25 protein-coding genes are annotated in these 26,753 nt (G+C 66.2%); 12 read left to right on the top strand and 13 right to left on the bottom strand.

From position 1 onward, the window contains the following. The first annotated feature begins 65 nt into the window (after positions 1–65). From HH800_RS16935 to HH800_RS16915, 5 genes are read left to right on the top strand one after another with little or no spacing between them, the layout of a single operon-like run. Positions 66–359 (top strand): YggT family protein, encoded by a 294-nt coding sequence (locus HH800_RS16935; protein ID WP_004208349.1) that lies wholly within the window; start codon positions 66–68, stop codon positions 357–359. Continuing rightward, entirely contained in the window at positions 356–679 is a 324-nt protein-coding gene (locus HH800_RS16930; RefSeq protein ID WP_029547849.1) for a DUF167 family protein, read from the top strand. The genes HH800_RS16935 and HH800_RS16930 overlap by 4 nt, the downstream gene beginning before the upstream one ends. Next, positions 676–1,569 (top strand): bifunctional methylenetetrahydrofolate dehydrogenase/methenyltetrahydrofolate cyclohydrolase FolD, encoded by an 894-nt coding sequence (folD, locus tag HH800_RS16925; protein ID WP_069337371.1) that lies wholly within the window; start codon positions 676–678, stop codon positions 1,567–1,569. The genes HH800_RS16930 and folD overlap by 4 nt, the downstream gene beginning before the upstream one ends. Further along, positions 1,566–2,213, top strand: a complete 648-nt coding sequence (locus HH800_RS16920) for a hypothetical protein (protein WP_169861777.1) — start codon at positions 1,566–1,568, stop codon at positions 2,211–2,213. The genes folD and HH800_RS16920 overlap by 4 nt, the downstream gene beginning before the upstream one ends. Then, a complete protein-coding gene (locus HH800_RS16915) occupies positions 2,210–2,827 on the top strand; it encodes a MarC family protein (RefSeq protein ID WP_004208345.1) in 618 nt (205 codons plus the stop codon). The genes HH800_RS16920 and HH800_RS16915 overlap by 4 nt, the downstream gene beginning before the upstream one ends. Positions 2,828–2,984: 157 nt before the next feature. On the opposite strand, the gene HH800_RS16910 is transcribed toward HH800_RS16915, so the two are convergent. The 4 genes from HH800_RS16910 to pedF all read right to left on the bottom strand — a co-directional run bounded on the left by HH800_RS16910 (position 2,985) and on the right by pedF (position 6,913). Then, positions 2,985–3,752 (bottom strand): response regulator, encoded by a 768-nt coding sequence (locus HH800_RS16910; protein ID WP_169861776.1) that lies wholly within the window; start codon positions 3,750–3,752, stop codon positions 2,985–2,987. 13 nt (positions 3,753–3,765) lie between these two features. After that, positions 3,766–5,520: a methanol/ethanol family PQQ-dependent dehydrogenase gene (locus HH800_RS16905; RefSeq protein ID WP_169861775.1), complete on the bottom strand. Its 1,755-nt coding sequence runs from the start codon at positions 5,518–5,520 to the stop codon at positions 3,766–3,768. A 95-nt stretch (positions 5,521–5,615) separates the two neighbouring features. Then, a complete protein-coding gene (locus HH800_RS16900; protein ID WP_169861774.1) occupies positions 5,616–6,479 on the bottom strand; it encodes a substrate-binding periplasmic protein in 864 nt (287 codons plus the stop codon). A gap of 5 nt (positions 6,480–6,484) precedes the next feature. Continuing rightward, complete coding sequence (pedF, locus tag HH800_RS16895; RefSeq protein ID WP_004208341.1) at positions 6,485–6,913, bottom strand: cytochrome c-550 PedF; 429 nt, start codon at positions 6,911–6,913, stop codon at positions 6,485–6,487. 167 nt (positions 6,914–7,080) lie between these two features. On the opposite strand from pedF, the gene HH800_RS16890 reads away from it, so the two are divergent. The 5 genes from HH800_RS16890 (at position 7,081) to HH800_RS16870 (ending at position 16,076) form a co-directional block, all read left to right on the top strand. Next, the gene (locus HH800_RS16890; RefSeq protein ID WP_169861773.1) at positions 7,081–8,043 is read left to right on the top strand and encodes a PQQ-dependent catabolism-associated beta-propeller protein; all 963 of its coding nucleotides are present in this window, start codon (positions 7,081–7,083) and stop codon (positions 8,041–8,043) included. A 120-nt stretch (positions 8,044–8,163) separates the two neighbouring features. After that, the gene (locus HH800_RS16885; RefSeq protein WP_169861772.1) at positions 8,164–9,543 is read left to right on the top strand and encodes a porin; all 1,380 of its coding nucleotides are present in this window, start codon (positions 8,164–8,166) and stop codon (positions 9,541–9,543) included. Positions 9,544–9,648: 105 nt separating this feature from the next. Next, positions 9,649–11,688 (top strand): TonB-dependent receptor, encoded by a 2,040-nt coding sequence (locus HH800_RS16880; protein ID WP_169861771.1) that lies wholly within the window; start codon positions 9,649–9,651, stop codon positions 11,686–11,688. A gap of 11 nt (positions 11,689–11,699) precedes the next feature. Beyond that, positions 11,700–13,658, top strand: a complete 1,959-nt coding sequence (acs, locus tag HH800_RS16875) for an acetate--CoA ligase (protein ID WP_169861770.1) — start codon at positions 11,700–11,702, stop codon at positions 13,656–13,658. Between the two features lie 84 nt (positions 13,659–13,742). Then, positions 13,743–16,076, top strand: coding sequence for a TonB-dependent receptor (locus HH800_RS16870; RefSeq protein ID WP_169861769.1), 2,334 nt, complete (start codon positions 13,743–13,745; stop codon positions 16,074–16,076). A 296-nt stretch (positions 16,077–16,372) separates the two neighbouring features. Here HH800_RS16870 and HH800_RS16865 read toward each other — a convergent pair whose 3' ends face one another. The 7 genes from HH800_RS16865 to HH800_RS16835 all read right to left on the bottom strand — a co-directional run bounded on the left by HH800_RS16865 (position 16,373) and on the right by HH800_RS16835 (position 21,849). Next, complete coding sequence (locus HH800_RS16865) at positions 16,373–16,885, bottom strand: c-type cytochrome (RefSeq protein ID WP_169861768.1); 513 nt, start codon at positions 16,883–16,885, stop codon at positions 16,373–16,375. Between the two features lie 12 nt (positions 16,886–16,897). Continuing rightward, complete coding sequence (locus tag HH800_RS16860) at positions 16,898–17,443, bottom strand: methylamine dehydrogenase light chain (RefSeq protein ID WP_004208334.1); 546 nt, start codon at positions 17,441–17,443, stop codon at positions 16,898–16,900. A gap of 26 nt (positions 17,444–17,469) precedes the next feature. Continuing rightward, positions 17,470–18,072, bottom strand: a complete 603-nt coding sequence (locus HH800_RS16855) for a methylamine utilization protein MauD (protein ID WP_010338488.1) — start codon at positions 18,070–18,072, stop codon at positions 17,470–17,472. Positions 18,073–18,079: 7 nt separating this feature from the next. Beyond that, positions 18,080–18,613 (bottom strand): MauE/DoxX family redox-associated membrane protein, encoded by a 534-nt coding sequence (locus HH800_RS16850; protein ID WP_136188029.1) that lies wholly within the window; start codon positions 18,611–18,613, stop codon positions 18,080–18,082. Between the two features lie 2 nt (positions 18,614–18,615). Further along, a complete protein-coding gene (locus tag HH800_RS16845) occupies positions 18,616–19,794 on the bottom strand; it encodes an amine dehydrogenase large subunit (RefSeq protein ID WP_169861767.1) in 1,179 nt (392 codons plus the stop codon). A gap of 145 nt (positions 19,795–19,939) precedes the next feature. Next, on the bottom strand, positions 19,940–21,121 hold the full coding sequence (locus HH800_RS16840; protein WP_169861766.1) for an MFS transporter: 1,182 nt from the start codon (positions 21,119–21,121) through the stop codon (positions 19,940–19,942). Positions 21,122–21,195: 74 nt separating this feature from the next. Next, positions 21,196–21,849 (bottom strand): TetR/AcrR family transcriptional regulator, encoded by a 654-nt coding sequence (locus HH800_RS16835; protein ID WP_004208329.1) that lies wholly within the window; start codon positions 21,847–21,849, stop codon positions 21,196–21,198. Positions 21,850–22,062: 213 nt separating this feature from the next. Between HH800_RS16835 and HH800_RS16830 the strand changes: the two genes are divergently transcribed. Both HH800_RS16830 and HH800_RS16825 read left to right on the top strand, forming a co-directional pair. After that, entirely contained in the window at positions 22,063–22,542 is a 480-nt protein-coding gene (locus HH800_RS16830; protein WP_159367032.1) for a c-type cytochrome, read from the top strand. Positions 22,543–22,646: 104 nt separating this feature from the next. After that, positions 22,647–24,518, top strand: a complete 1,872-nt coding sequence (locus HH800_RS16825; protein WP_169861765.1) for a bifunctional sugar phosphate isomerase/epimerase/4-hydroxyphenylpyruvate dioxygenase family protein — start codon at positions 22,647–22,649, stop codon at positions 24,516–24,518. A 6-nt stretch (positions 24,519–24,524) separates the two neighbouring features. On the opposite strand, the gene HH800_RS16820 is transcribed toward HH800_RS16825, so the two are convergent. Both HH800_RS16820 and HH800_RS16815 read right to left on the bottom strand, forming a co-directional pair. Then, positions 24,525–25,838 carry a carbohydrate porin gene (locus tag HH800_RS16820; protein WP_169861764.1) on the bottom strand — a complete coding sequence of 438 codons (1,314 nt, stop codon included), beginning with the start codon at positions 25,836–25,838 and terminating at the stop codon, positions 24,525–24,527. Beyond that, entirely contained in the window at positions 25,835–26,731 is an 897-nt protein-coding gene (locus HH800_RS16815; RefSeq protein WP_169861763.1) for a shikimate dehydrogenase, read from the bottom strand. Before HH800_RS16815 ends, HH800_RS16820 begins: the two co-directional genes overlap by 4 nt. Positions 26,732–26,753 lie beyond the last annotated feature (22 nt).

Raw genomic sequence — 26,753 nt, 5'->3', positions numbered from 1 at the left:
TCTCGACTTGTGGCCGGCCCCATGCCTCGGCTAGAGCGAGCGCCAACCGCTCTTTCGGAGACCGCATGGCCTACGCCCTCTATCAGACCATCGTCATCCTGCTCGACGTGCTGTGGTGGATCATCATCATCCAGGCCGTCATGAGCTGGCTGATCGCCTTCAACGTCGTCAACATGGGCAGCGATTTCGTGCGCACCGTGATGGTCGCGCTCGATCGGATGACGGCGCCCATCTATAATCCGATCCGCCGGGTCATGCCCGACCTCGGCGCGCTCGACCTGACGCCGATGGTCGTCCTGCTGGGCATTCTCATTATCCGCCAGGCGATCCTGCCGCCGCTCTTCTCCAGCCTGATGTGACCGGGTGGCGCCGGGACGGGGATGACCTCATTCTGGCGGTCCGCCTGACGCCCGGCGCCACGCGCGAGGATGTCGGCGGGCGCTGGACCGACGAACATGGCGCGCACTGGCTGTCCGCCCGCGTGCGCGCCGTGCCGGAAAAGGGAAAGGCCAATGCGGCGCTGATCGCGCTGCTGGCCAAGCGGCTGGATTGGCCCAGGGGCGCGATTTTGCTGGAATCGGGTGATACCAACCGGCTAAAGCGATTGCGGATACAGGGCGGGGCGCAGGCGTTGGACCGGCTGACCGCCATCATCGAGACATGGATAGACGCGACATGACGATCGGCAAGATTATCGACGGCAAGGCTTTTGCGGCCGGACTGCGGGACAAGGTGGCCGATGGCGTCGCCGCCTTCGTGGAACAGACGGGCCGCAAGCCGGGCCTGGCCGTGGTGCTGGTGGGCGAAGATCCCGCGAGCAGCGTCTATGTCCGCAACAAGGGCAAGATGACGGTCGCCGCCGGCATGGAAAGCCTGGAGTTCAAGCGCCCCGACAGCATCGGCGAAGATGATCTGCTCGACCTGATCGAGGAACTGAACCATGACGACCGGGTCGACGGCATCCTGGTCCAGCTGCCGCTGCCCAAGCATATCGACGAGGCGGCGGTGATCGCCGCGATCGACCCGGCCAAGGATGTCGACGGCTTCCATGTCGTAAATACGGGGCGCCTCGCCACGGGACAGGACGCGCTGGTGCCCTGCACGCCGCTGGGCTGTATCATGCTGCTGAAGGATGAACTGGGCGACCTGTCGGGCATGGAGGCGGTCGTGGTCGGTCGTTCCAACATCGTCGGCAAGCCGATGGCGGCGCTGCTGCTGGCCGAAAATTGCACCGTCACCATCGCCCATAGCCGCACCCGCGACATCGCCAGCATCGTTCACCGCGCCGACATCGTGGTTGCCGCTGTCGGCCGCGCCGAAATGGTGAAGGGCGAATGGATCAAGCCGGGCGCGACGGTGATCGACGTCGGCATCAACCGCGTGGTCGATACCGAAGATGGCAAGGGCCGGATCGTCGGCGACGTCGCCACGGCCGAAGCGCTGTCGCATGTCCGTGCCATCACCCCGGTCCCCGGCGGCGTCGGGCCGATGACGATCGCGGTGCTGCTGCGCAACACGCTGGTCGCCGCCCATGCGCGCGCGGGCCTCGCCAAGCCGGAGGGGCTGTGAAGGGGCGCGGCGCGCTCCTCGCCCTCAGCCTGGTGATGCTGATCGCGGCCAAGCCGCCGATGCGTTACCAGCCCGATCCCAGCTCGGTGATCGCGGCCGAAATCGCCTTCAACCGGCTTGCCCAGCAAAAGGGACAATGGACCGCCTTTCGCGAGACGGCGGCGGACGACGCCGTGATGTTCGTGCCGCAGCGGGTGGTGGCGAAGGACTGGCTGAAAAAGCAGGCGGACCCGCCGGCCTCGGTCAGCTGGTCTCCCTCGATCGTCTATGTCTCCTGCGACGGCCTGCTCGCCGCCAGCACCGGCAACTGGAAACGGCCGGACGGATCGGTCGGCTATTTCACCACCCTGTGGCGGCGCGACAAGAAGGGCCGCTGGCAGTGGATCCTCGATCATGGCGATCGTCTGGCGACCGAACGGGACGCGCCGGAATTTCTGACCGGCAAGGTTGCGACCTGCAAGCGCGGTGCGCGGCCCGAAGGTCCGCCCCCGGCAAAGGGGGAGGCGCCGCCGGTGCCGCAGGATGACAGCCTGATCTGGTCCGCCGATGTCGCGGCCGACGGCAGCCGCCGGGTCACCGTCCGCATGTGGAACGGGACCGGCTATGATGTGGTGATCGACGACAAGGTGGGGGCGCCGTCATGATGGAATTGTTCATATCCGCTTTCGTCACCCTGTTCGTGGTGATCGATCCGCCGGGCTGCGCCCCCATCTATGCCAGCCTGACCAGCGGGGCGAGCATCGCCCAGCGCCGGTCGATGGCGATCCGCGCGGTCGGCATTGCCGCCGCCATTCTGCTGGTCTTCGCCCTGTGGGGCAAGCAGCTGCTGGGCGTGCTCGGCATCGAACTGGACAGTTTCCGCATTGCCGGCGGCATCATGCTGTTCATGATCGCGATGGACATGGTGTTCGAAAAGCGCACCCAGCGGCGCGAGGATCGGGCGCAGAAGATCGCCGAGACGCCGGAGGTGGAGGATGTCTCCGTCTTCCCGATGGCGATGCCGATGATCGCCGGGCCGGGCTCGATCGCCACCGTCATGCTGCTGATGTCGCGTGCCGATGGCATGGTCGACCGGCTGGTCGTGCTGGTGGCGGTGGCGGTGACTCTGGTGCTGATGCTGGGTGCCTTGCTGGCGGCCGGGCCGTTGATGGCGATCTTGGGCACCAAGATCGAGGCGGTGATTACCCGCCTGCTCGGCGTGCTGCTCGCCGCGCTCGCGGCGCAGTTCGTGATCGACGGGCTGAAGGCCAGCTTCTGACCCGTCCCTTCCTGTCCTACAGCCCCTGTTCCATGCTAGTCGGGAACAGGGGACGATAGGGATGGGGAGCGCAACATGATTTCCAACATCGGCATCAAAATGTCGAAATGTGCGGGAAATATGCGAAGTTAAGCGCGGGATTTCCTATTTTCCGTGGTCAGTTGTCGCCGTCGAAATGGACCCGGTTGGCCAGGATCACCGCCTGCGTCCGGCTGAAGACGTTGAGCTTCTGCAGGATCGCGGACACATGCGCCTTGACCGTGGTCATCGACACGCTGAGGTCATGGGCGATCTGCTTGTTCAGCCGGCCATGGACCAGATGCGTCAGCACGATCCGCTGCTGCGGCGTCAGGCTGCCGATCCGGGTCAGGATATCCGCCTCCTCGGCACTTTCCTGCGGCGCCTCGTCGATCGCGTCGGGCATGTAGATTTCGCCGGACACCACCCGGTGCAGCGCATCGACGATCGCGCTGCGCTTCATCGACTTGGGGATGAAGCCGGCGGCGCCGGCGCCCAGCGCCTCGCGCACGATCGCCCGGTCGAACGCGCCCGACACCATCACCACCGGCAGGATCGGGTGGCGGCTGCGCAGCAGTTTCAGGCCATCGAGCCGCTTCACGTCGGGAATATTGAGGTCGAGCAGCACCAGGTCGAAATTGGACTGTTTCTCCAGCGTCGCCAGCGCTTCCTCCAGGCTGGCCGCCTCGAAAATCTCGCACCCGTCGAAACTGACGGCGATCACGCTGCGCAGCCCGTCGCGCACCAGCGGGTGGTCGTCGACGATCAGCACCCTTTCCATCATCGCGTCATTATCTTCGACCTGCATGTCCGCCCCCTGGCCATGATGATGGATCATAGGCGGGGGCGCGGAAAATTGCCCGCGATTTCCGCCGTGCATATGCTGTCCGCGCCCCATGACGATCATCGTCCTCGCCTCCTTATTTGGCCAGCTTGAACACCCAGAGCGAACCGCCCTGATTGATGTCCTTGAAGGACTTGGCCACTTCGCCGCCCCACAGCGGCACCGCGCCGCCCCAGCCGGACATGACGGCGACATATTGTTCGCCATCCTGTTCCCAGGTGACCGGCGATCCGACCACGCCCGACCCGGTCTGGAACTTCCACAATTCCTTGCCGGTCTTGGCGTCGAAGGCCTTCAGATAGCCTTCGGGCGTGCCGGTGAAGACCAGGTTGCCGGCGGTCGACAGCACGCCGCCCCACAGCGGCGCCTTGTTCTTATATTCCCAGACGATCTTGCCGGTCTTGGGGTCCATCGCCCGCAGTGCGCCGATATGATCCTCGGCGATCGGCTTGATGGTGAAGCCCGCGCCCAGATAGGCGGCGCCCTTCTTGTAGGCGATCGGCTCGTTCCAGATGTCCATGCCCCAGTCGTTGGACGGGATGTAGAACAGGCCGGTGTCCTTGCTATAGGCCATCGGCATCCAGTTCTTGCCGCCCAGGAAGCTGGGTGAGGAGAAGACGGTGCTGCCCTTCTCGGTCGCGCTCGGCGCACCGGGGCGACCGGCCGGGATCACGATCGGCTTGCCATTCTTGTCATAGCCGCTGGCCCAGGTCGTCTGCATGACGAAGCGGTTGGCGCTGACGAACTTGCCGTTGGTCCGGTCGAGCACGAAGAAATAGCCGTTGCGGTCCGCCTTGGCGCCCAGCTTCATCGGCTTGCCGTTGATCGTCGCGTCGAACGGGATGAACTCGTTGACCCCGTCGAAATCCCAGCCGTCATGCGGGGTGGTCTGGAAATGCCATTTGATCACGCCGGTTTCGGGATCGATCGCCAGCGTGGACGCGGTGTAGAGATTGTCGCCGGGCCGCAAATGGCTGTTCCAGGGGGCCGGGTTGCCGGTGCCGAAATAGAGAAGATTGGTTTCCGGATCATAGGTGCCACCCAGCCAGGTCGCGCCGCCGCCGGTCTTGTAGAGATCGCCCTGCCAGGTCGCGTTGAGCTTGCCGGTGATGCCATTATCCTTGCCGCGCAAGGTGCCCATGTTTCCTTCGATCACCGGGCGGTGCCAGATCAGCTCGCCGGTATCCACGTCGCGGGCCTCGACCGCGCCGACGATGCCGAACTCGCCGCCCGAATTGCCGGTGATGACCATGCCCTTGACGATCAGCGGCGCGGCGGTCGCGCTGTAGCCGGCCTTGTAGTCGGCAATCTGCTTGTTCCACACCACCTTGCCGGTATGGCGATTGAGCGCCACCAGCCGCGCGTCGAGCGTGGCGAAGATGATCTTGTCGCCATGGATCGCCGCGCCGCGATTGACGACGTCGCAGCAGGGCATGATGTCGTCGGGCAGGCGGGCATTATATTCCCATTTCTCCTCGCCGGTGCGGGAGTCGAAGGCATAGAGCCGCGAATAGGAACCGGTGACATAGATGGTGCCATCATAGACTAGAGGCTGAGCCTCCTGGCCACGCTGCTTCTCGCCACCCAGTGACGAAGCGAAGGCGGGCACCAGCTTGCTGACGGTGTCGGTGTTGATCTGGTTGAGCGTGCTGAAACGCTGCGCCTGCGGTCCCATGCCATAGGTCAGCACGTCGCCGGTCGATGCGGCATCGTTCATCAGGTCGGCATCGGTCGGCCCGCCTGCCGCATCGGCCGCCAGCAGTGGCGCGGCCCCGGCCACCAGCGCGATCGCGGCTGCCCCCAGGAACGAACGCGTGAAACGTCCCGTCATAGTCATCCTCCCTTGTTTTCCGGCGTGATCAACGCCGTCGATGCAGCACCTTATGGGGCACGGCGGCCGTGCCAATTGGACCTTGGGTCGCCCGGTCAGCCCGCCGCGACGGCCGGCGCATAGGCGACGCCATGGCGTTCGAAGATCGCCTTGAGCGCACCCGATTGCGTCATGTCGGCCAGGATGGTCTCGACCGCATCGCCCAGGTTCCGGCTATTCTCCTTCACCGCCATGCCGATGTCCCATCCGGCCGAGGTGAAGGCGGGCAGGGGGCTGGTGCGGCGGACGATGTTGGTGGCGCCGCTGTCGTGTAGCACCGCCTCGATCTGCGCCCGGCTGGCGAGCGCGCCATCGGCACGGCCATCGGTCAGCGCGGTGACGGCTTCCGTCCCGCCGGGGAAATGGACGACATCCTTGGCCAATATGCCGCCGAATGTGCCGATCAGGTAGAAATCGGGAATGGAGTCGATCTCGACCGCCAGCCGCTTGCCGCGATATTGGGTCGGCGGCGCGTTGACGTCGATCTCGCCCTTCACCGCCGCAAACTGGAAGCTCTCGCGATAATAAGGCGCGATGATCGCGACCTGATCATTGCGTGCGGCGAAAGTCCGGTCGAACGGCACGTGCAGCATGATGTCGGCCGGCTGGAAGCCCAAAAGGCCGCCCTTCCACACCCCGTTGCGCAGGTCGTCGTCGGCGCTTTCGTCCGCGACCAGTTCGGCAATGTCGGCGCGCACGCCCAGCCCCTTGGCCAGCGCCTGGGCCAGATCGACGTCGATCCCGGTCAGCTTGCCGTCCTTGCGCCAGGACCAGGGGCGGTTGTCCTTATAGACTGCGACCCGAAGGACACCCAATTCCCTGACCTTGCCGAGCGGCGCGGCCTTTGCCGCCTGACCGCCCGAAATATAGCCAACCAGCGCGGCGGCCGCCGCGCTGCTCAAGAAGGCGCGGCGATCCATCGCGATCACTCCTGATGCTTGGTTTCGAGCCAGGCGCGGATCGCCCATCCAGCCTTCTGTCCCAGCACGTCGCCGAAGGGCGGCATATAGACCTTGCCGTCATGGCTGGAGCCATGCTGGTAACGCTGGATGAACCATTCATCGCCGCTGTCGCCGACTTCCAGATAGCGCAGGTCCGGCGCGATGCCGCCGCTTTCCGCGTCCAGCCCGTGGCAGCGTGCGCAATTCTGGCCATAGGCGGATTCGCCGATCTTCGCCGCCGTGGCATTGCCGCGATAAGGATTGTGCTGAACCCAGTCGGCGCCGATTTCCGGCAGGGCCGATGTGTCGACCGCCTGCGGCGTGACATTGCCATGCGCCATCAGTGCCGATGTGATCGATGCGCCCGCCAGGCAGGCCGCGCCGAACAATGCGATCCGTCCGTAATTCCTCATCCCAAACCCTCGTCTGTGCCGCGTGCCTGTGCTGGCCGCATGTCGTCCCTGTCGCTGACGACTGTAGGGGAGGGCGGGGACGGCCCCCATTGGCCATTGGTACAATCCCGCCGCGACGGACCGGGGGCTAATCGGCTATTGAGCCAAAAGAACGAGAGGATGCGGGCATGATGAAGGGCGTGATTGCGGGGCTTGCGCTGGCGGTGGCGATCCCGTCCGTCCGGGCCGAGACGCTCTATGTCTCCAACGAACGCGGCAACAGCATCAGCGTCATCGATGCCGCCACGATGCAGACGGTCGCGACCTGGCCGGTGGGCGGCCGGCCGCGCGGCATCACCGTGACGAAGGACGGCAAATATATCCTGCTCTGCGCCAGCAACGACCATGCGGTGCAGATGATCGACCGCGCGACCGGCAAGGTCATCGCCGACCTACCTTCGGGGCAGGATCCCGAGCAATTCTTCCTGTCGCGCGATGGCCGGACCTTGTTCGTCGCCAATGAGGATAATGCCGCGCTGACCGCGATCGACCTCGACAGCCGCAAGGTCGCCTTCCAGGTCGATGTCGGCAAGGAGCCCGAGGGCGTGGCGCAAAGCCCCGACGGCAAATGGGTGGTGGTGACATCGGAGGATGACGGTGTCGTCAACTGGATCGACCTGTCGACCAAGACGATGGTCGATGCGACCGAGACGGATCAGCGCCCGCGCCATGTGGAATTTACCGCCGATGGCAAGGAGCTGTGGATCGCGGCGGAGATGGGCGGCACGGTGCAGATTGCCGATCCGGCCACGCGCAAGATCGTCGATACGCTGCATTTCGCCATTCCCGGCGTGCAGGATTATCAGCTATTGCCCTGCGGCATACGCTTCACGCCGGACGGCAAGACGGCGGTCGTGGCGCTCGGCCGCGCCAACCATGTCGCGCTGGTCGATGTCGCCACCCGCAAGGTCCGCGCCTATGTGCCGGTCGGCAAGCGGGTCTGGCATGTCGCGGTCAGCGCGGACGGCGCGCGCGCTTTTGCGGCCAATGGCCTTTCGGACAATGTCTCGGTGATCGATCTGGCCGCCGGCAAGGTCGTCGGCACGATCGCGGTCGGCGCCGGGCCGTGGGGCATCGCCGTCGCGCCCTGACCAAAAGTATAGCGAGGTGCGCGGGGGGAGGACGAGAACCAAAGTCCAATTTCGGCCGCCATCGCCGCCGCCCACTCTTCCCGACAGCCGGCACGACCGGCGCACAAGAGGGAGGATGAGATGGCACGGGGAACATTCCTCGGCAGCGCCGCCATGGCGTTGCTGTTCGTCGCAGGGGCAACGCCGGCGAGCGCCGGCACGACGAGCGAACTGCTGAAAAGGCTGCATGAAAAGGGGATCCTCACCGACGAGGAATATGCCCAGCTGGCAAAGGAAGACGCCGCCGCGCCGGCTGCTGCCGCTGCGCCCGCCGCGTCGGACGGGAAGCCCGTGGTGCGCGTCGCCGACAGCGGCGTCGGGTTTGAGGTGGGCGATGTCACGGTCAAGATTTCCGGATCGGTCAATGGTTTCTACACCCATGAAAATGGCCAAGCGGCGGGGCCGAATACCGATGTCGTCGGCGGCGTGGTGCCGGTGGGCGGCAATAGTTCGGCGATCCGCAACGGCCTGCTGCCCGGCTATCTCAAGTTCGACGTCACGACCAACCAGGGCGGCTGGGACGTCGGCGCCCATTTCGGCATGTATCCCGGCATCAACAGCGCGGATTATTCGGTCGGTGGTGGCGCCAATGCCGGCGGCCGGCCGGTGGCGCTGCAGACCGCCGGCATCGATTTCCGCCAGACCTACATGACCATCGGCCGATCGGGGCTGGGCGAGTTCAAGCTGGGTCGCGACATCGGCCTGTTCGGCTCGGAAGGCATATTGAACGACATCACTTTGCTGTCGGTCGGGGCGAGCGGCGGCAATGTCGCGCCGTCCAACACTTCGCTCGGCCGCATCGGTATCGGCTATATCTACACGGACTTCCAGCCGCAGATCACGTATACCTCGCCCAGCCTGTCGGGCTTCCAGGTCTCGGTCGGTGTCTTCCAGCCGCTCGAATCGCTGACGGGACCGGGCGAAAGCAACAAGTCGCCCGGTTTCCAAGGCAAGATCGTCTATGATGGCAAGTTCGGCGACTTCTCGGCCCGCGCCTGGCTGTCGGGGATTACCCAACGGCATAATCGCGTCGACGGCATTTCCTATACCGGCAGCGGTTTCGATACCGGTGCCAAGATCGGCTACGGCCCAATCGTCCTCACTGGCTATTATTATAATGGCTCGGGGCTGGGCACGACGGCGCTCAACCTGTTCGACACCGATGCCGCCGGCAACAAGCGCGACAGCGACGGCTTCTATCTTCAGGGGCTGGCGACCTTCGGCAAATTCTCGGTCGGCGGCAGCTATGGCGAGAGCAATCTCCATTATGCCAATGCCGCCGATGCGCTCGCCAACCCGACGCTTATCCGCAAGAATAGCAGCTGGGTGGGGCAGGGCCGTTATGGCCTGACCAGCTGGGTGACGCTGATCGGCGAATATATCCACAGCACGTCCAAGGCGCATAATGGCAATGAAGCGGAGGGCGACACGATCGCCGCCGGCGCCATCCTCTTCTTCTGAGCGGAAGGCAGGAGCATCGGCCCAAAGGCCAATGTCCCGGCAAGGGGCGGCATCCTATCGAAGGGATGCCGCCCCTTCGCATGACGGGACGGCAGGGGAGGATATATGCGCAGAACAAAATGGCTCGCGCTTGGCATGGCAATGGCGCCTTTCGCGGCGCAGGCGGAAGCACCCGATGACGCTGGCGAAGCGATGGCCGCCGCGTCGATCGTGGTGACGGGCACGGGGCTGAGTCTGCCGCCGGGGACGCCGGCCTATCGGTCGGTGGTGATCGACCGGGATCGGCTTGAGGATGCGGCGTCGGGGCGGATCGAGAGCGTGCTGGCCGATGTCGCGGGCTTCCAGCAGTTCCGCCGCTCCGACAGCCGCGCGTCCAATCCCTCGAACCAGGGCGCCACCCTGCGCGCGCTGGGCGGCAATGCGTCGAGCCGGACCCTGGTGCTGCTCGATGGCGTGCCGGTCGCCGATCCCTTCTTTGGCTATATACCCTTCTCGGCTTTGGTGCCCGATCGGCTGGCGCTGGTCCGGGTGACGCGCGGCGGGGGCAGCGGCGCCTTCGGCGCGGGCGCGGTCGCCGGCACGATCGAACTGGCCAGCGCCACCCGCGACCAGATGCCGGTGTTTGGCGCCAGCGCCTTCTATGGCAGCAGGGACGCGACCGAGCTGTCCGCCAGCATCGCGCCCGACATGGGCAGCGGCTATGTCTCGCTCTCGGGCCGCTGGGACCGGGGTGACGGCTTCCAGACCACGCCCCGTGACCAGCGCGTCGCCGCCACCGTGCCAGCCGCCTATGACAGCTGGTCGACCAATTTGCGCGCGGTAGCGCCGATCGACGCGACATCGGAACTCCAGTTTCGTGGCACCCTGTTCCAGGATAATCGCACGCTGCGCTTTGCCGGCGCCGACAGCATGAGCCAGGGCCAGGATGCCAGCATCCGCTATATCAGCCGCGGCCGCTGGCAGGTCGATGCGCTCGCCTATCTCCAGGCGCGCAATTTCTCGAACATCGTCATCTCTTCCACCAGCTTCCGCAAGTCGCTCGACCAGCGCAACACCCCCTCGACCGGGATCGGCGGCAAGATCGAGCTGCGCCCGCCGGTCGGCGAGGATCATGTGCTGCGCATCGGTATGGACACCCGCTTTGCCACCGGCGACATGTATGAGGACGCCTATAATGCGGGCCTCGCCACCAACCCGCTGACAGCGCGCCGCCATGCCGGTGGCGACCAGATCACCAGCGGCATCTTTGCCGAGGATGACTGGAGCCCCGATGTCTTTGGCGGCAAGCTTGTCCTGACCGGGGGCGTGCGCGCCGATCGCTGGTCGATCCGCAACGGCTTCTACAGGGCGGTCAGTGCGGCCGGCCTGGTGACGCAGGACAGTAGCTATGCCAATCGCTCCGACTGGGAATTTTCCGGCCGGGCCGGCGCGCTCTACCATCTCAGCGATGCGGTGGCGCTGCGCGGGGCGGCCTATAGCGGCTTCCGCCTGCCCACGCTCAATGAGCTGTATCGCCCCTTCGTCGTCTTCCCGATCACCACCCAGGCCAATGCGGCCTTGAAGCCCGAGAAGCTCAAGGGCGTGGAAGGGGGCATCGACCTCAACCCAGCATCGGGCGTGCAGCTGTCCGCCACCCTCTTCTACAACCGGCTCGACGATGCGATCGCGAACGTCACCATCGATAGTGTCACCCGCAAGCGCCAGAATGTGAACGCGATCGTGGCCAAGGGCGTGGAACTGACCGCCAGCGCGCAACTGCCGGCCAATTTCTCGCTGCTCGCTTCCTATGCCTATAGTCACAGCAAGGTCGATGCGCCGGGCATGGCGTTCGATGGCTTCGCGCCGGCGCAGGTGCCGCGCCACTCGGCCAGCGCGACGCTGGCCTGGGCGCCCAAGGCCGGACCGGAGCTTTCGGCGACGCTGCGCTACACGGCCAAGCAATATGAGGATGATCTGCAGAGCGATGTGCTGCCCGATGCGCTGACGCTCGACGCCATCGCCCGGCTGCCGATCGGCCATGGCATCAGCCTGGTCGCGCGCGGCGAGAATCTGTTCGACGAGGATGTCGTCACCCGCAATGCCGGCGGATCCATCGACCTGGGTACGCCCAGGACGCTCTGGATCGGCGTGCGGTTCGGCCAATGAAGGGAGCCATCATGTCCGAAGACCTGTTTCCGATACCTGCCGACTGGGCGGCCCATGCCCGCATGAATCAGACGGCGCGCGCCGCCGATTATCGCCGGTCGCTTGATGACGGTGATGCCTATTGGCTGGAGCAGGCGCAGCGGCTGGACTGGATCACGCCGCCGACCCGCGCGTCGGAAAGCAGCTTCGACGAAGCGGATTTCGGCATCCAGTGGTTCGCCGACGGCACGCTCAACGTGTCGGCCAATTGTCTCGACCGGCATTTGGCCGAGCGGGGCGCCGTTACCGCGATCCTCTGGGAACCCGATGATCCGTCTGAAGCGCCGCGCAGCCTGACCTATCGCGAACTCCATGCCGAGGTCTGCCGCTTCGCCAATGTGCTCAAGGACGCTGGCGCGCGGCGGGGCGACCGCATCACCATCTATATGCCTATGATCCCGGAGGCGGCGGTTGCGCTGCTCGCCTGCGCCCGGATCGGCGCGATCCACAGCGTCGTGTTTGGCGGCTTTTCGCCCGAGGCGCTGGCAGGCCGCATCACCGATTGCGATTCCAGCATCGTCGTCACCGCCGACGAGGGACGACGCGGCGGCAAGCGCGTGCCGCTCAAGGCGAATGTCGACGCGGCGCTGGCACTCGACCATTGCACCAGCGTGCGCCGCGTATTGGTGGTTCGCGCGACCGGCGGGGCGGTAGCGATGCAGCCGGGCCGCGACAGCTGGTATGACGAGGCGATGGCCGGCGTCGCGCCCGATTGCCTGGCCGAGGTGATGAAGGCGGAAGACCCGCTGTTCCTGCTCTACACCTCCGGCTCCACCGGCAAGCCCAAGGGCGTGGTCCATTCGAGCGGCGGTTATCTGCTCTGGGCGAGCCTCACCCATGCGCTTTGCTTCGATTATCGGCCCGGCGACGTCTGGTGGTGCGCGGCCGATGTCGGCTGGGTCACGGGGCACAGCTATATCGTCTATGGCCCGCTGGCCAATGGCGCGACGACGCTGATGTATGAAGGGCTACCGAGCTGGCCGACGCCCAGCCGCATCTGGGAGGTAGTCGACCGGCATCAGGTCCACACCCTCTTCACCGCGCCGACCGTACTGCGCGCGCTGATGAAGGAGGGCGACCATCATGTCGCGAAGACCAGCCGCGCGTCGCTCAAATTGCTGGGCAGCGTCGGCGAGCCGATCAATCCGGAGGCCTGGCGCTGGTATCATGGCGTTGCGGGCGAGGGGCGCTGCCCGATCATCGACACCTGGTGGCAGACCGAGACCGGCGGTGCGATGATCGCGCCGATGCCGGGCGCCACGGAACTGAAGCCCGGCAGTGCGACCTTCCCCATGCCCGGCGTCGAGGCGCAGATCGTCGATGGCGACGGCGTGGTGCAGGATGGCGCGAGCGAGGGCAATCTGGTGATCGCCCGGTCCTGGCCCGGCCAGATGCGCACCGTCTGGAACGATCATGAGCGCTTCTTCCAGACCTATTTCACCACTTTTTCCGGGAAATATACCACCGGCGACGGCGCACGGCGGGACGAGGACGGCTATTACTGGATCACGGGCCGGGTCGACGATGTCATCAACGTGTCGGGCCATCGCATGGGCACGGCCGAGGTCGAGAGCGCGCTGGTGCTGCATGCGACCGTGGCGGAGGCGGCGGTGGTCGGCATGCCGCACGACATCAAGGGGCAGGGCATCTATGCCTATGTCACGCTGAATGTCGGCGAGGAGCCGAGCGAGGATTTGCGCCGGACCCTCACCCAATGGGTGCGCAGCGAGATCGGCCCGATCGCCACGCCCGACGTGATCCAGTTCGCGCCGGGCCTGCCCAAGACTCGATCGGGCAAGATCATGCGCCGCATCTTGCGCAAGATCGCCGAGGGGGAGGTGTCGGCACAGGCGCTGGGCGATGTCAGCACGCTGGCCGATCCCAGCGTGGTCGCGGACCTGGTGCGCAGCCGCGCCGGGGTTGCCGCCTGATTTTCGCATGCGACCCAAGGTATAATGGAGGCGATGGCCAGCCCTCCCTAGCGTCCTTTTCATAAACAGAGATGGGAGAGGAATATGCGGGGCAGGGGCTGGCTTTACGCGGGTCTGGCAGGCGCGGCGCTGATACCGGCGCTGGCATGGGCGGAAGAGCCCGATGCTGGCCCGGCCCAGACGATCATCGTCACCGCGCCGGGCGGGGCGATCGATGTCGATGATGCGCTGTCCATTTCCCGCCGGGATATCGGCATCGGCGGCACGCCCGACCTGCTCGGCGCACTGACCCGCAATGTCGCCGGCATCACCCTGCAGGACGCGCAGAATAACCCCTGGCAGCCCAATCTTCTCTATCGCGGCTTCGTCGCCTCGCCGCTGCAGGGGCAGGCGCAGGGGCTGGCCGTCTATATGGATGGTGCCCGCTTCAACCAGCCGTTCGGCGATACCGTCCAGTTCGACCTGATCCCCGAGGCAGCGATCCGCAAGCTGAGCCTGCTCGATGCCAGCCCGGTCTATGGCCTCAATGCGCTGGGCGGTGCGATCCTGCTGGAGACGAAAGACGGACGCAGCGATCCGGGGCTGGAGGCGAGCGCGACCGGCGGCCGTTTCGGCTATGCGGAGGCGAGCATCGCCGGCGGCTTTGCGCGCGGCAATTTCATTGCCTTCGGGGCGTTTCAATATAGCCATGACGATGGCTGGCGCGATCATAGCCCGTCGCATCTCTATAATGGCTATGCCGACCTGGGCTTCGATACCGAGAAGGGCGGGCTGCACATGAAGCTGGTCGGGGCAAAGACCGACCTGACCGGCAATGGCGTGTCGCCGGTCGAACTGCTGGCAGCGGACCGGCGCGCCGTCTTCACCTGGCCCGACAATAGCCGCAGCAGCTATGGCCGGATCAGCTTGCACCCCTGGGTCGCGCTGTCCGATACCACCCGGATCGAAGGGACGCTCTATGCCCAGCGGCTGACCCTGCGTACCGTCAATGGCGATGCCGCCGATATCGAGGGGTGCGAGGATGAGGATGACGCCGGGCTGCTCTGCCTGGAGACGGTGGGTGGCGATGATGACGGAGACGAGGCGCAGGCGGTCCTGACCGACGCGAACGGCAACGCCATTGCCGACAGCCTCGGCGGCGAAAGCTATGGCGTGCTCAACCGGGGGCGGACGCGGACCAATGCGATGGGCGCGCTGGTGCAGTTGATCGATGATCGCGCGCTGATGGGCGGCACCAATCATTTTGCGATCGGCATGAGTTACGACACGAGCCGCACCCGGTTCGACACATCGACCGAACTGGGCGCGATGACGGACGAGCGCAGCGTCGAGGGGCTGGGGTCGATCATCGTCCAGCCGGACGGCGCGATCGCGCCGGTCGGGCTGGTCGCACACACCGATTATTGGGGTGTCTTCGTGCAGGACCGGCTGCCGCTGGCGCCGGGGCTGACGGCGGAACTGGGGCTGCGCTGGAACCATGCGCGGATCGAACTGGTCGACCAGATCGGCACGGCGCTGAACGGGCGGCACAATTTCCAGCGGCTCAATCCCGGCGCGGAACTGGACTATCGGGTTTCGGACGGGCTGTCGCTGCGCGCCGGCTATGCCGAGACCAACCGCGCGCCGACCCCGGCCGAACTGTCCTGCGCCGACGAGAATGCGCCGTGCAGCCTGACCAATTTCTTCATCGCCGATCCGCCGCTCAAGCAGGTGGTGGCGAAAAGCTGGGAGGCGGGTGGTTCGGGCCGCTTCGCCGTCGGGGGATGGACCGCCGACTGGCTGGTTTCCGCCTATCGCACCGGCAATCATGACGACATCCAATATATCGCGTCGGACATTCGCGGTCGGGCCTATTTCCAGAATATCGGCAAGACCCGGCGCCAGGGTGTCGAGGCGTCGGTCAAGGCGGCGCGGGGCGGTTTCAGTGCGGGCCTCAGCTATGCCTTCACCGATGCGACCTATCGCAGCGCGCTGACACTGAGCAGCCCGGCCAATCCGGAGGTGAATGACGACGGCACGATCGACGTTCGTGAGGGCGATCGCCTGCCCGGTATCCCGCGCCATAGTGCGACTTTGAGCCTGGACTATGCCGGCACCTTGGGCGGTCAGCGCCGTTGGTCGATCGGCGGCGACCTGATCGCACGGTCGGGCCAATATCTGGTCGGTGACGAGGCCAACCAGAATGCAGAAGTGCCCGGCTATCTGATCGCCAATATCCGCGCCGGCATCGACATCATCCCCGGCGTCACCCTGTTCGGCGAGGTTCGCAACCTGTTCGATCGCCATTATGCGACCTTCGGCACCTTTACCGAGGTGGATGAGATCGAACTGGACGAGGCGCCGGGGGCGAGCGACCCTAGGGCCTATGGCGCGGGTGCGCCGCGCCGCTGGTATGCCGGGGTGAAAGCAAAATTCTGAAGCATGGCGGCGCCCGCGATCGGGCGCGCGTCTGCCGAAGTTCACAGTGTAAACGGCCTATTGGGGCCATTTGCACCTGTCGCGCACCTGCGACGCGTCGGTAACGCGCCTGTGCCGCGCCGGGGGTGGCGGGGGGAGGGGCATTGACGCGCGTCGCCCTCGCCCCTGTCGCGCGCCTGTGACGCGACAGCCGCGCGCCACATAGGCGCCTGCCACGCGCCGGGCGGCCGGGTTGGGCGAGGGGGAGCAGCCTCTGTCGCATCGCGAGGGATAGATCAGAAAAGCGGCGCGTTACGTCACTGGTTGGTCGACGGAAACATTTGCCGCAGGGACGCGGGCGCATGGCATTTGCGGATCGCGGTTTCGACATGGCGGGCGCGTTCGGCGGTCAGCGAGGCGGCGGACAAGGCGAAGCGTCGTTCATGCGCGACCTCTTCTGCGGTGAAGGGCGTGCTGCCCTGCGGCACGCTGCTGCCGCCCAGGCCGAAGACGACGAAGTTCATCATGTCGGCGAGCTGCTGATTATCCTTGATCCGGCTGAGCGCGACATTGGGCAGGCGGATGAGATAGGCGCGGGTTTCCGGCGTGCAGAGGAACCAGCCGACCCGGCCGCGCAGTTCGGGCAAGGCCGCAGGCGCGGCGCTGCCCTGCACCCCGTGGCAGCCGCCGCAATTTTCGACATAATCGGACCGGGCGAGATCGGGATCGGTGATCGCGCTGGGCAACAGCCCCATCGGCGGCAGGGCGGCGCGGCCGATGCCGACCGCGCCGAGCAGCGCCAGCGATCCGATCAGCAGCGCGTGCCGCATGCCCTGCCGGCCTCAGCTGGCCGCGCCGACCAGCACGGCGGTCGAACAATGATATTCCATGCTGCTGGTGCCGAAGCACCAGATCACGTCATTGTTGAGCTGGGGCATGTAGAGCTGGGTCTCGCGGTCGGTATTGTCGCAGCCGCACTGGCCGCAGGCGGGCTTGCCGCAACAGTCGCGATAGGCGATCAGATAGGCCTTGCCGTCGTCCGGGTTGATGCAGGTGCCGACCCAGGAGACGGGCGAGGGCTCCGAACCCGCCGGGCAGCTATGGATGCCGCCGCCGCAGCAGGTGCAGAGTGCGCCGTCGATCGCGCAATAGCGCCAATAGTCGCACTTGGTCTCGTCCTTGCTCTGCGCAGTGCGGGCGAAGGCGGTCTTGGCCTCGGGCGAGCGGTCGGGCTTGGCCGCTTCGGCGCGGCTGACCGGCAGCAGCGGGAAGGCGGGCGCAGCGACCAGGGCGGCCCCCAGGCGCGAGAGCATCGAGCGGCGGGATGTCCCCCCGGCGAGGCGTCGCAGCAGCTTTTCCCCCATGGCGTCGGCGTCGAACTTCTTCATGTCACGGACCCCCTTTGAACTTGCGATCAGGCCGCCTGCGCTTTGAGCGAGCCGATATAATCCTGCACCGTGGCGATCCCCATTTCATGGGCGACGACCAGGCTTTCGAGATGCTCGCGGCTGTTGACCAGTCCCTTGGACAGGATGGTGCCCTCGGCATCGAGCAGCACGGCGAAGGGCAGCTTGGCGACGCCATAGGCCTGGCCCGCTTCCGGCCCGTTGACGAAGGCATAGGCCTCCAGCCCGTGCTGGGCGATCATCGCGCGCTGGGCGGCGACATCATCGTCGCCCACGAAGGTCAGCGCGACCCGCTCGTCCCGCGCGAAGGACTTGGCCATCGGGATGATATTCTTGCACAGCGGGCATTGGGCGGAGACGAACATCAAGAGGCGCAGCGCCGTGCCATGGGCATGGCCGCCGATCGTGACGGGCGCGCCGTCGATGGTGCGGGTATCGATCTTGACGATGGCGTCGCCCACCGCTGGGCCGCCGCTGGTGGCGAGCGCGCCGGCGGGCGCGACGCGGATATGCAGCACGCCGACCTGCCGCGCGACCGCCAGCAGGGCGATACCGAGCGCGAAGATTGCGACCCAGGACAGGATCTGCGCGATGATGAGCGAGGTCAGCATAGGTCTTCTATCTCCGGTAGGCGGCGGCGGGCGTGGCGATCAGCGCCAGGATGGCGCCGAGCAGATGGAAGGCGAGGAACAGGGCGATGCCGCCAGCGGCCGCGGTGGCAATGTCCAGCGCGGACAGCGGCGGGGCGGGCAGCAGGCGCGGCGCGACCAGCGCGACCAGCAGCAGGTTGCGGATCACCAGTGGCCAGCCGATCGGATGGCGCAGTTGGGAACGTCCGCAACCGCAATCGATATGGCTGCGCCCGCGCGCGATGTTGATCGCCATCGCCCCGGCAAAGAGGCTAAGCAGCAGCATGGCGAGCAGCACCGGCACCGGGGCAAGACCGGCGATCAGCGTGGCGCCGATGGCGATCTCCGCCAGCGGCAGCAGGATCGCGGCGGGCGCGACCAGCGCGGGCGGCAGCAGCCGGTAATTGGCGATCACGCCGGGCAGCAGGATGCGGTGGCGCAGCTTCGATACGCCCGCCTGCAACAGGATGAGGCCGATCCCGATGGCAGCCGCCAGCGCGGCGATCGCCAAGCCCTGTGCCATGGTCAGGACGGGTCCGCGACCGTGATGGTGCTGCCGCCGGCCTTCTCTATCTTGTGCTTTTCTTCCCAGGTGGCGAGGTCGATGACAAGGGCGGTGCCCTTTTCGCCGTCCATGATGAGCAGCGGCTTGTCGGACTGGGTGACCTCGATATTGTTCATCGGCTCTTCCAGCGGGCGGCGCTTCACCACCTTCTGCGTGGCGAGATCGACTTCCCACACTTCCGTGCCGGACGCCTTGTGCGACCAATATTCGCCCATGTGCATCAGCACGAACAGATGGCCGGTGGCGCGGTGCAGCGCCATCGGCTGGCGCCCGCCGGGATACCAGTTCAGCTCCAGCGGCTTGGTTTCGCCGGGACGAATACCGGCGGCGGCCTGGATCGAGAAGGGGGCGGAGATGGTCGGCGCCGGGCCGAGCTTCGCGGTCCAGATCTGGCCGGTGTAGCTGAGGAACGTCGTTTCCTTCTTCTTCCGGTCATAGGTGAAATTGTCGAAGATCGGATCGTCGGTGGCCGAAAAGAAGGGGGTGCTATGGGTGATATCGGCCTTGCTGCCGGTCAGCTTCACGGTGGCGAGCGACCCGTCGGCGCACAGCGCGGAAAAGCCGACGCCCGGATTGGGCATCATGCTGGCGCAGCCGGGCACTTCGACATTGGCGACGAACTTGCGCTTCACCAGATCGACGATGTTCACCGAGGAGGCGGGGCTGAGATTATAGACGAAGCCGGTCTTGCCATCGTCGCTGATGATGAAGTTGTTCTTGCGCGATCCGATCAGGATGCGGTCGGGAATGGTGATTTCGGTGACCAGCTTCAGCTCGCGCGTGTCATAGACCGACACCATGTCCTGCCGCGTGCCGCGATCGCCCTTCGACCAGATGGTTTCGGCGACATAATAATATTGGCCGGCCGGATCGATCGCCATGTCTGCGAGGCGCCGGGTTTCAACCATGCCCACCATCTTGCCGCTGTCGCCGTCGAAGATGCTGGTGCCCGGCATGTCCCATCCGCCGTCGACGAAGAACCAGTTGGGCTTGGGCGGTTCCATCGTCACGACATCGGACGTTTCCGGTTCCAGCGCGGCCGTGGTGTCGGCGGGCGCGGCTTGCGCGGTGATGGCTGCGCACAGGGCGAAACCCATGGCGGTAGCGGCGAAAAATCCCCTGACGGCGGCGCTCGACATCTGGCGTGATCCCCCTTGATCGGTGCGGCGGCGCTGGACTCATTTGGTCCGCGTTTCGCCGCTGGAATGAAGGCTGGACAAGTGTCAAGGATTGGTCAAGAGGGTGGAGAGGCTTCCCGCAAAATATTTTTGCGCCGCAGCAAAGCTAAGCGATAATCTCGTGCACGCCCTCGATCCGGGGCAGGCGCAGCCTGTCGGGTGCGGTTGCCACCAGCAACGCGAAACAGCCGCCGGTAAGGGCGACCAGCGCGCCATCGACCAGCCCCTGCTGCCCCAACCCGTCGGACAGCAGCGATCCCGCCACCGGCCCGGCGATCATGCCCAGGCTGTGAACGCAGGCGACGAAGCGGCGGAACAGCGGGCTGCCGCCACCCGCTGCCGTGGCAAGGCCGGAAAAGCGGATGATGGTGGCGGTCGACCCGATATTGAGCAGGCCGATCGCCAGGATGAACAGGGTCGGTGCGCCGGGGCGGGTGAGGGCGAGCGGGGCGAGCAGGCAGAAGGCGCACATCAGGCCGGTCAGCGGCAGCGGCACGATGCTCTGTTCGCGCATCAGCGCGATCGCAGTCAGCGCGCCGATCACCGACCCGATCGCCACGGCTTCGCCGATCACGCTGTCGTCGATGCCAGCGGCCAGCGCCAGCGCGCCGGAAAAGCTCCAGATCATCATGGTGGCGGCGATGAAGCAGAACAGGGCGACGGCCAGTGCCCAGGCGCGCGGCGGGGTAGGGGCGCGTTCATTGGCGTCGCCGGTGGGCGTCTGCGCCGGATCGGCGGCCGGCATCAGCAGGCTGAGCAGCAGCACGCCGATCGGCGCGAGCGCCAGCAGGCGCAGCGCAGCGGCCGGCCCGGCGCTGTCGCCGATCGCCGGGAGCACCAGCGCGACCAGGGTGGACAGCAGCAACTGGACCAGGAAGACGGCGGCATAGGCGCCGGTCGGGCGCTGCGAGGCGGCGGCGCTCATCGCATGGGTATAGGCGACGCCCATGCCGACGCCGAACAGACCGCGCGCGACGACCAGCGTTGCCAGCTCGTCGAGCGCCGGGGTTATGAGGCTGGCTGCCAGCGCTATCAGCGCGGCGAAGGCCGGCGCGCCGGCCGGCAGATGCGCACCGCCGCGCCAGACCAGGATCGCGCCGATCGCCATGCCGCCCTGGGTCGCGCCGACGATCCAGCCATGGTCGGACGGATCAAGGCCGGTGGCGGCGGTCAGCAGGGTCAGGAAGACGGGATCGATGCCGGGTTGCAGCAGCGCGAGCGCGGCGGCGGCGATGCAGGCGATGGTCCGGTCCGGTGCCCATCCGGGCAATATACGGCTTTGCGTCATGATGGCCCCCACAGCATGAACAGGCGCCGGTGGCGCCCCTGCCGTTCAGACCATCTCTCCCCCTTGGGGCGGCGTCAGGCCGCTTCTGTCATCAGCCCTGCAAGATCGCGCGAAGTCACCGTCTTGGCAAGATGCACGAACGACATTGCCGCCAGTGCGGTAAAGACCGGCATCTTGGCCGCCCAGGGCTTCTGATGCCCCAGGAACGGCGTCGATCCTTCCATCGATGCGCTGATGAACAGGGCGACGCTATGCACCTCGTCCGGGGACAGGGCCGGATTGATCTGCGCCACATATTCGCCGATCACCTCATGCACCTTGCTGTAGAACAGGCGCACCCGGTCGGCGACGAACTCGCTCTGGTTGGCGAGCGCCCAGAGTTCGGTGAACAAATGGGTGGTGCGCTTGGTCTGGATATCCTCCAGGCACAGGATGATGACCAGCTTCAGCCGTTCCTCGGCGGTGAGGCCGGGCTTGCGCACCATCTCCTCCAGCAGCTTATCATAGGATTCCAGCATCTCGTCCAGCATCACCTGGATCAGCATTTCCTTGCGCGGGAAATGATAGCTGACATTGCCGACCTTCATGTCGCAGCGTGCGGCGATGCGGCGCAGCGTGAAGGCATCGGCACCCTCGTCGATCAGCACGTCCAGCGCTGCCTTGAGGATCTGGTCCACCGTTTCGGACCCACGGGCATAGATGCCGGGCCGTGAGGGAGCGAGTATCATATCACATCTGCCTTGGCGGCCCTCCTACCACGGCGCGGCGCGGTTCGCCACCCTTTGCGCATCGCTCGCAACAGCGGGCTTGACGAATATTTGAAGACTGTCCAGTATTCGCTCATCCACATAATCTTGGGAAGAGGCGTGAAATCCGGTGCGGCACCCTGGCGGGGGCGGCTTCCGGGGCAAACGTCCATATGTGCGGGGACATTTCAGGCGATGATTCAGGGTATCAAGCGCGTCACTTTCTCTCTGCTGGCGGTTGCGGCGGCTGGTTTGCCGGGGGCGGCACAGGCGACCGGTCCGCAGACCTTCGCCAACCGCTGCTCCATGTGCCATCAGCCCTCGGGCGCTGGCCTGCCGGGCCAGTTCCCGCGCCTCAATGGCCGGGTGGCGCAGATCGCGACCAGTCCGGAAGGGCGGCGTTATCTCGCCATGGTGCTGCTCTATGGCATCTATGGCCCGATCACCGTGGACGACAAGAAAATCACCGGCCTGATGCCCGGCATGGGCACCATGTCCGATCAGGATATTGCCGATGTGCTGAATCATGCCGTGTCGCTCAAGAAGGCGGCCAAGCCCGCCGCGCCCTTCACCGCGGCGGAGGTCGCCAAGGTGCGCGCCGGCGGCAAGCAGACCGCGGCGCAGGTCGCGGCCGAACGCGGCCGTCTGGCGGGCAAGGGACTGATCCCGTCCTGATCCCGGCGGCCATCCTATAACTCGATGCTATGGGATAGTCGGTCTTGAGCGGTTAAATGGCGGTGCCGGGCTGTGGGATAAGGGGGCTTCAAGGAGATCCCCCAATGTCCAACGCCATCGCCACCGTCTCGCTGCGCGGCACGCTTGAAGAGAAATTGCGCGCCGCTGCCGCGGCCGGCTTTGCCGGGGTCGAGATATTCGAGAATGACCTGATCGGGTCGGAACTGGCGCCGCGGGACGTGCGGCGCATGCTGGACGATCTGGGCCTTGCCTGCATGCTCTACCAGCCCTTCCGCGATTTCGAGGGGATGCCGGGCGCGCTGCGCCAGCGCGCCTTCGACCGGGCCGAGCGCAAGTTCGACTTGATGGGCGAACTTAGCACCGATCGCATCCTTGTCTGTTCCAACTGTTCGCCCGCCTCGCTGGGTGAGCGGGAACGGATCGTCGACGATTTCCGGGACCTTGGCGAGCGGGCGGCCAGGCGCGGCATATTGGTGGGCTATGAGGCGCTGGCCTGGGGCCGGCATGTGTTCGATCATCGCGATGTCTGGTCGATCGTCGAGCAGGTCGACCATCCCCATATCGGCATCATCCTCGACAGCTTCCATTCGCTGTCGCGCAAGATTCCGAGCGAGAGCATCCGCGATATCCGTGGCGACAAGATCGTCTTCGTCCAACTCGCCGATGCGCCGCTGCTCGACATGGACCTGCTCTATTGGAGCCGCCATTTCCGCAACCTGCCGGGTCAGGGCGGGCTGGATGTCGCCGGCTTCGTCGCGGAGATATTGGCCACCGGCTATGACGGGCCGTTGTCGCTGGAAATCTTCAACGACCGGTTCCGATCCAATGCGGCGACGCTGGTGGCGGAGGACGGGCATCGTTCGCTCGACTATGTGCGCGACGCGGCGCTGCGGCAGTTGGGGCGCCCGTCGACCATGCCCGCGCCGGAGCCGGTGCTGGGCGCCGAATTCGTGGAATTCACCGCCGCCAGCGCCGATTCCGCGCGGCTGGGTCGCACGCTGGCGACACTGGGCTTCAGTCTTGCCGGCGAGCATCGCCAGAAGAAGGTGACGCGATGGCGCCAGGACGGCGTCAATCTGGTCGTCAATGCCGAGCCCAAGGGCTTTGCCAGCGCCTATCGTGCGGCGCATGGATCGTCCATCTGCGCGATCGGCGTGCGGGTGAAGGACAAGGTGGCAGTGCAGGCGCGCGCGGCGGGGCTGGGGATCAAGGCCTATAGCGCGGAAGGCCGCCCCGGCCGGATGGCGATGCCGGCGCTGCGCGGGGTCGGCGGCAGCCTGGTCTATCTGATCGACGATAATGAGGTCGAAGGGCTGTGGGCGCGCGAGTTCCAGGCGATCGAGGCAGCGCCCGATGCGCCGGTCCATGCCCATGGCTTCGATCATCTCGCCGCCGTCGTTCATAATGACGAGTTCCTGTCCTGGCAGCTGTACTGGCGTGCCCTGTTCGGGCTGGAGGCCAAGGCGGCGCAGGATGTGATCGATCCGTCGGGACTGGTGCATAGCCAGGCCTTGCAGGCGCCCGACGGTGCCTTCCGCGTGACGCTCAATGCGTCGGACGCGCGCGAGACGCTGTCGTCCCGCTTCCTCGACCAGGGGATTGGCGGCGGCTATCAGCATGTGGCGCTGGCGACCGACGATATTTTCGCGACCGCGCAGGCATTGTGGGATGAGGGCGCGGCGGTGCTGACCATCCCGGCCAATTATTATGCCGACATCGCCGCCCGCTTCGGCTTTGACGATGTGCTGGTGGCGCGGATGCAGGCGCTGGGCATCCTCTATGACGAGGACGCCGATGGGCACGGCTTCTGGCAGCTCTACAGCCGCGCCTTCGACAAGCTGTTCTTCTTCGAGTTCGTCCAGCGCGATAGTGGCTATACGGGCTATGGCGCACCCAATGCCGGCGTGCGGCTGGCCGCACAGAACCGGTTCCGCGACGAGAATCCGGTCGATTGAGCGGGATCAGAGGATCAGCTTGATTGTCATGCCGGCCACCACCGCATCGGGATAGCGGCTCGTCGCCCCGACGCGGTGGATATATTGGAGGTTGGGGCGCAGCAGCAATGCGCGGGTCGCCTGCCAGCCATAGAAGATTTCGCCGCTCGCTTCCCAGCGCTGCGGATCGACATCCTGTCCCAGCATCTGCTGGTCGCGCTGCCGATCGGCGATGCGCGGATTGACCCTGGCATAGACGAGGCCGAGGCCGAAATTGTCCCTGGGCCGATTGTCCCACAGGCCGCGCGCGACGAAGCCGCCGCTCAGGAACAGGGGCACGCGCGCGGTCGCCCGGTCGGACAGGGTCATGGTGCCGAACAGCGACAGGCCGCGTTCGCCGGGGCCGAAGCGGACGATCATCTTTGCCGCCATGGCCCAGGCGCTCCACCGTTCGCGCCGGGTGGCCGGGGCGAGGGCGGACAGGGCGTAGGAATCGCCATTGGCGTCGGCATAGACATCGGGCTTGTCGGTCGTGTCGATCAGGCCGCCGAGCCGGACCAGGCCGGGCAATTGCCCCCCGCCCTGGCCCGACTTCCAGCCCAGTTCGACCGGCAGGACGACACTGTCGAAGCGTGGCGCCAGTTGCCAGCCATTACCGGTCTGGGCACGGATGCTGTTCACTTCGAAGGCGGCGACGCTGATGCTCAGCCCATGGCCGATGTCCTGTTGGGCGCGGATGCCCCAGCGCGGGATCGGGAAGCCGGAAAAGCCGCTATTGTAGAAGAGCGTGGTCGGGCGCGGGCAGAAGGCGAAATTCTGGAACTGGCAGCCCGAGGGCAAGGTCGCGAAATCGTCGCCCGTATGATAGAGGCCGATCTTGAGCGCGGTCCTGCCGCCGTTCAACTGCTGCTCATAGCTGAGTTCCGCCGGTCGCAGATCCTGCCCGCCGCCGAACAGTTCCTGCACCTCGAACAGATTGCCGATGCGGGTGGCGGTCAGATCCTGCCCCTTGCGATGGATGATCGTCGCGATGATCTTCCCGCCGGCAAGGCCGAATGCCTTGCCGGTATCGACGACCGCCGATGCCAGCAATTGCTGGGTATAGGCCGCGCCCTGGTCGCGCCCGCCGCTGATCGAGGCGGCGCTTTCGGAGACATAAGAGAAGGTGAGGTTGACGCCGCTGTCCTTGAGCCGCGTGCGCCAGCCGGCCTGGGGCGCGGCCGGCGGCGGGGGTGGGGGTGTCTGCGGTCCGGCGGGCGGCCCCTGCAATTGCGGGGCGGGTTTCACCACTTCGGCGACCGCAACCGGCAGGACGATGGCGGGCGGGCTGTCGGCGATCATTGGGCGACAGCCGCATCGGTCGCGTGGGCGAAGTCCGCCAGCATGCGCTCGCTGTCCGGCGCGACGCCTGTGAACAGGGCGAAGGCATGGGCCGCCTGCATCACCGCCATGCCGCCGCCGGTCAATATGGCGCAGCCCTTCGCCTGCGCCGCAACCAGCAACGGGGTGTGCAGCGGGAAATAGATGATGTCCGACACCCATTGATCGGGCGTCAGCAGATCGGGATCGAAGGGCAGGCCGGGATGGCTGAGCATGCCGATCGGGGAGGTCTGGACCACGCCATCGGCGTCCGCGATGGCATCGGCCGCATGGGCCATGGCCTGCACCCGCGCCGCCGGGAAGAGCGCGCCAAGCCGATCGGCCAGCGCCGCCGCGCGCTCCTGTACCGGATCGACGATCGCAAGATGCGTCGCGCCAAGGTCGAGATGGGCATAGCCGACCGCTGCCGCCGCGCCGCCCGCACCGATCATCGCGATCCGGCCGCGCGGGCGATCGGCAAGGCCGGCGAGGAAATGGGCGCGATAGCCCGACCAGTCCGTATTGTCGCCATGGGCCTGGCCGTTGCGGAACAATATGGTGTTGACCGCGCCCAATGCCCGAGCCGCGTCGGACAGGCCGTCGAGCAAGGGGATGACCGCCTGCTTGAAGGGATGGGTGACGTTGATCCCGTCAAAGCCCATCGCGCCCAGCATCGGCAGCAGGCGGGGCAGGTCGTCCGCGCCATAGCCCATCCGATCGGCATCGAGGATGCGGTAGACGAGGGTGAGGCCGAGCGCCTTTGCCTCCGTCTCGTGCATCTGCGGGCTGCGCGATCCGGCGATCCCCTGGCCGATCAGGCCGCAGAGAATGGACGCGCGGGGGCGATCCGCGACGGGCGCGGGGGACTGGAACATGGCATTATCCTTGGAAGAGGGG

The organism is Sphingobium yanoikuyae, assembly GCF_013001025.1.
Lineage (GTDB): Bacteria > Pseudomonadota > Alphaproteobacteria > Sphingomonadales > Sphingomonadaceae > Sphingobium > Sphingobium yanoikuyae_A.
The sequence above is the reverse complement of the archived record's forward strand: the minus strand, read 5'-3'. Positions and strand labels throughout refer to the sequence as shown.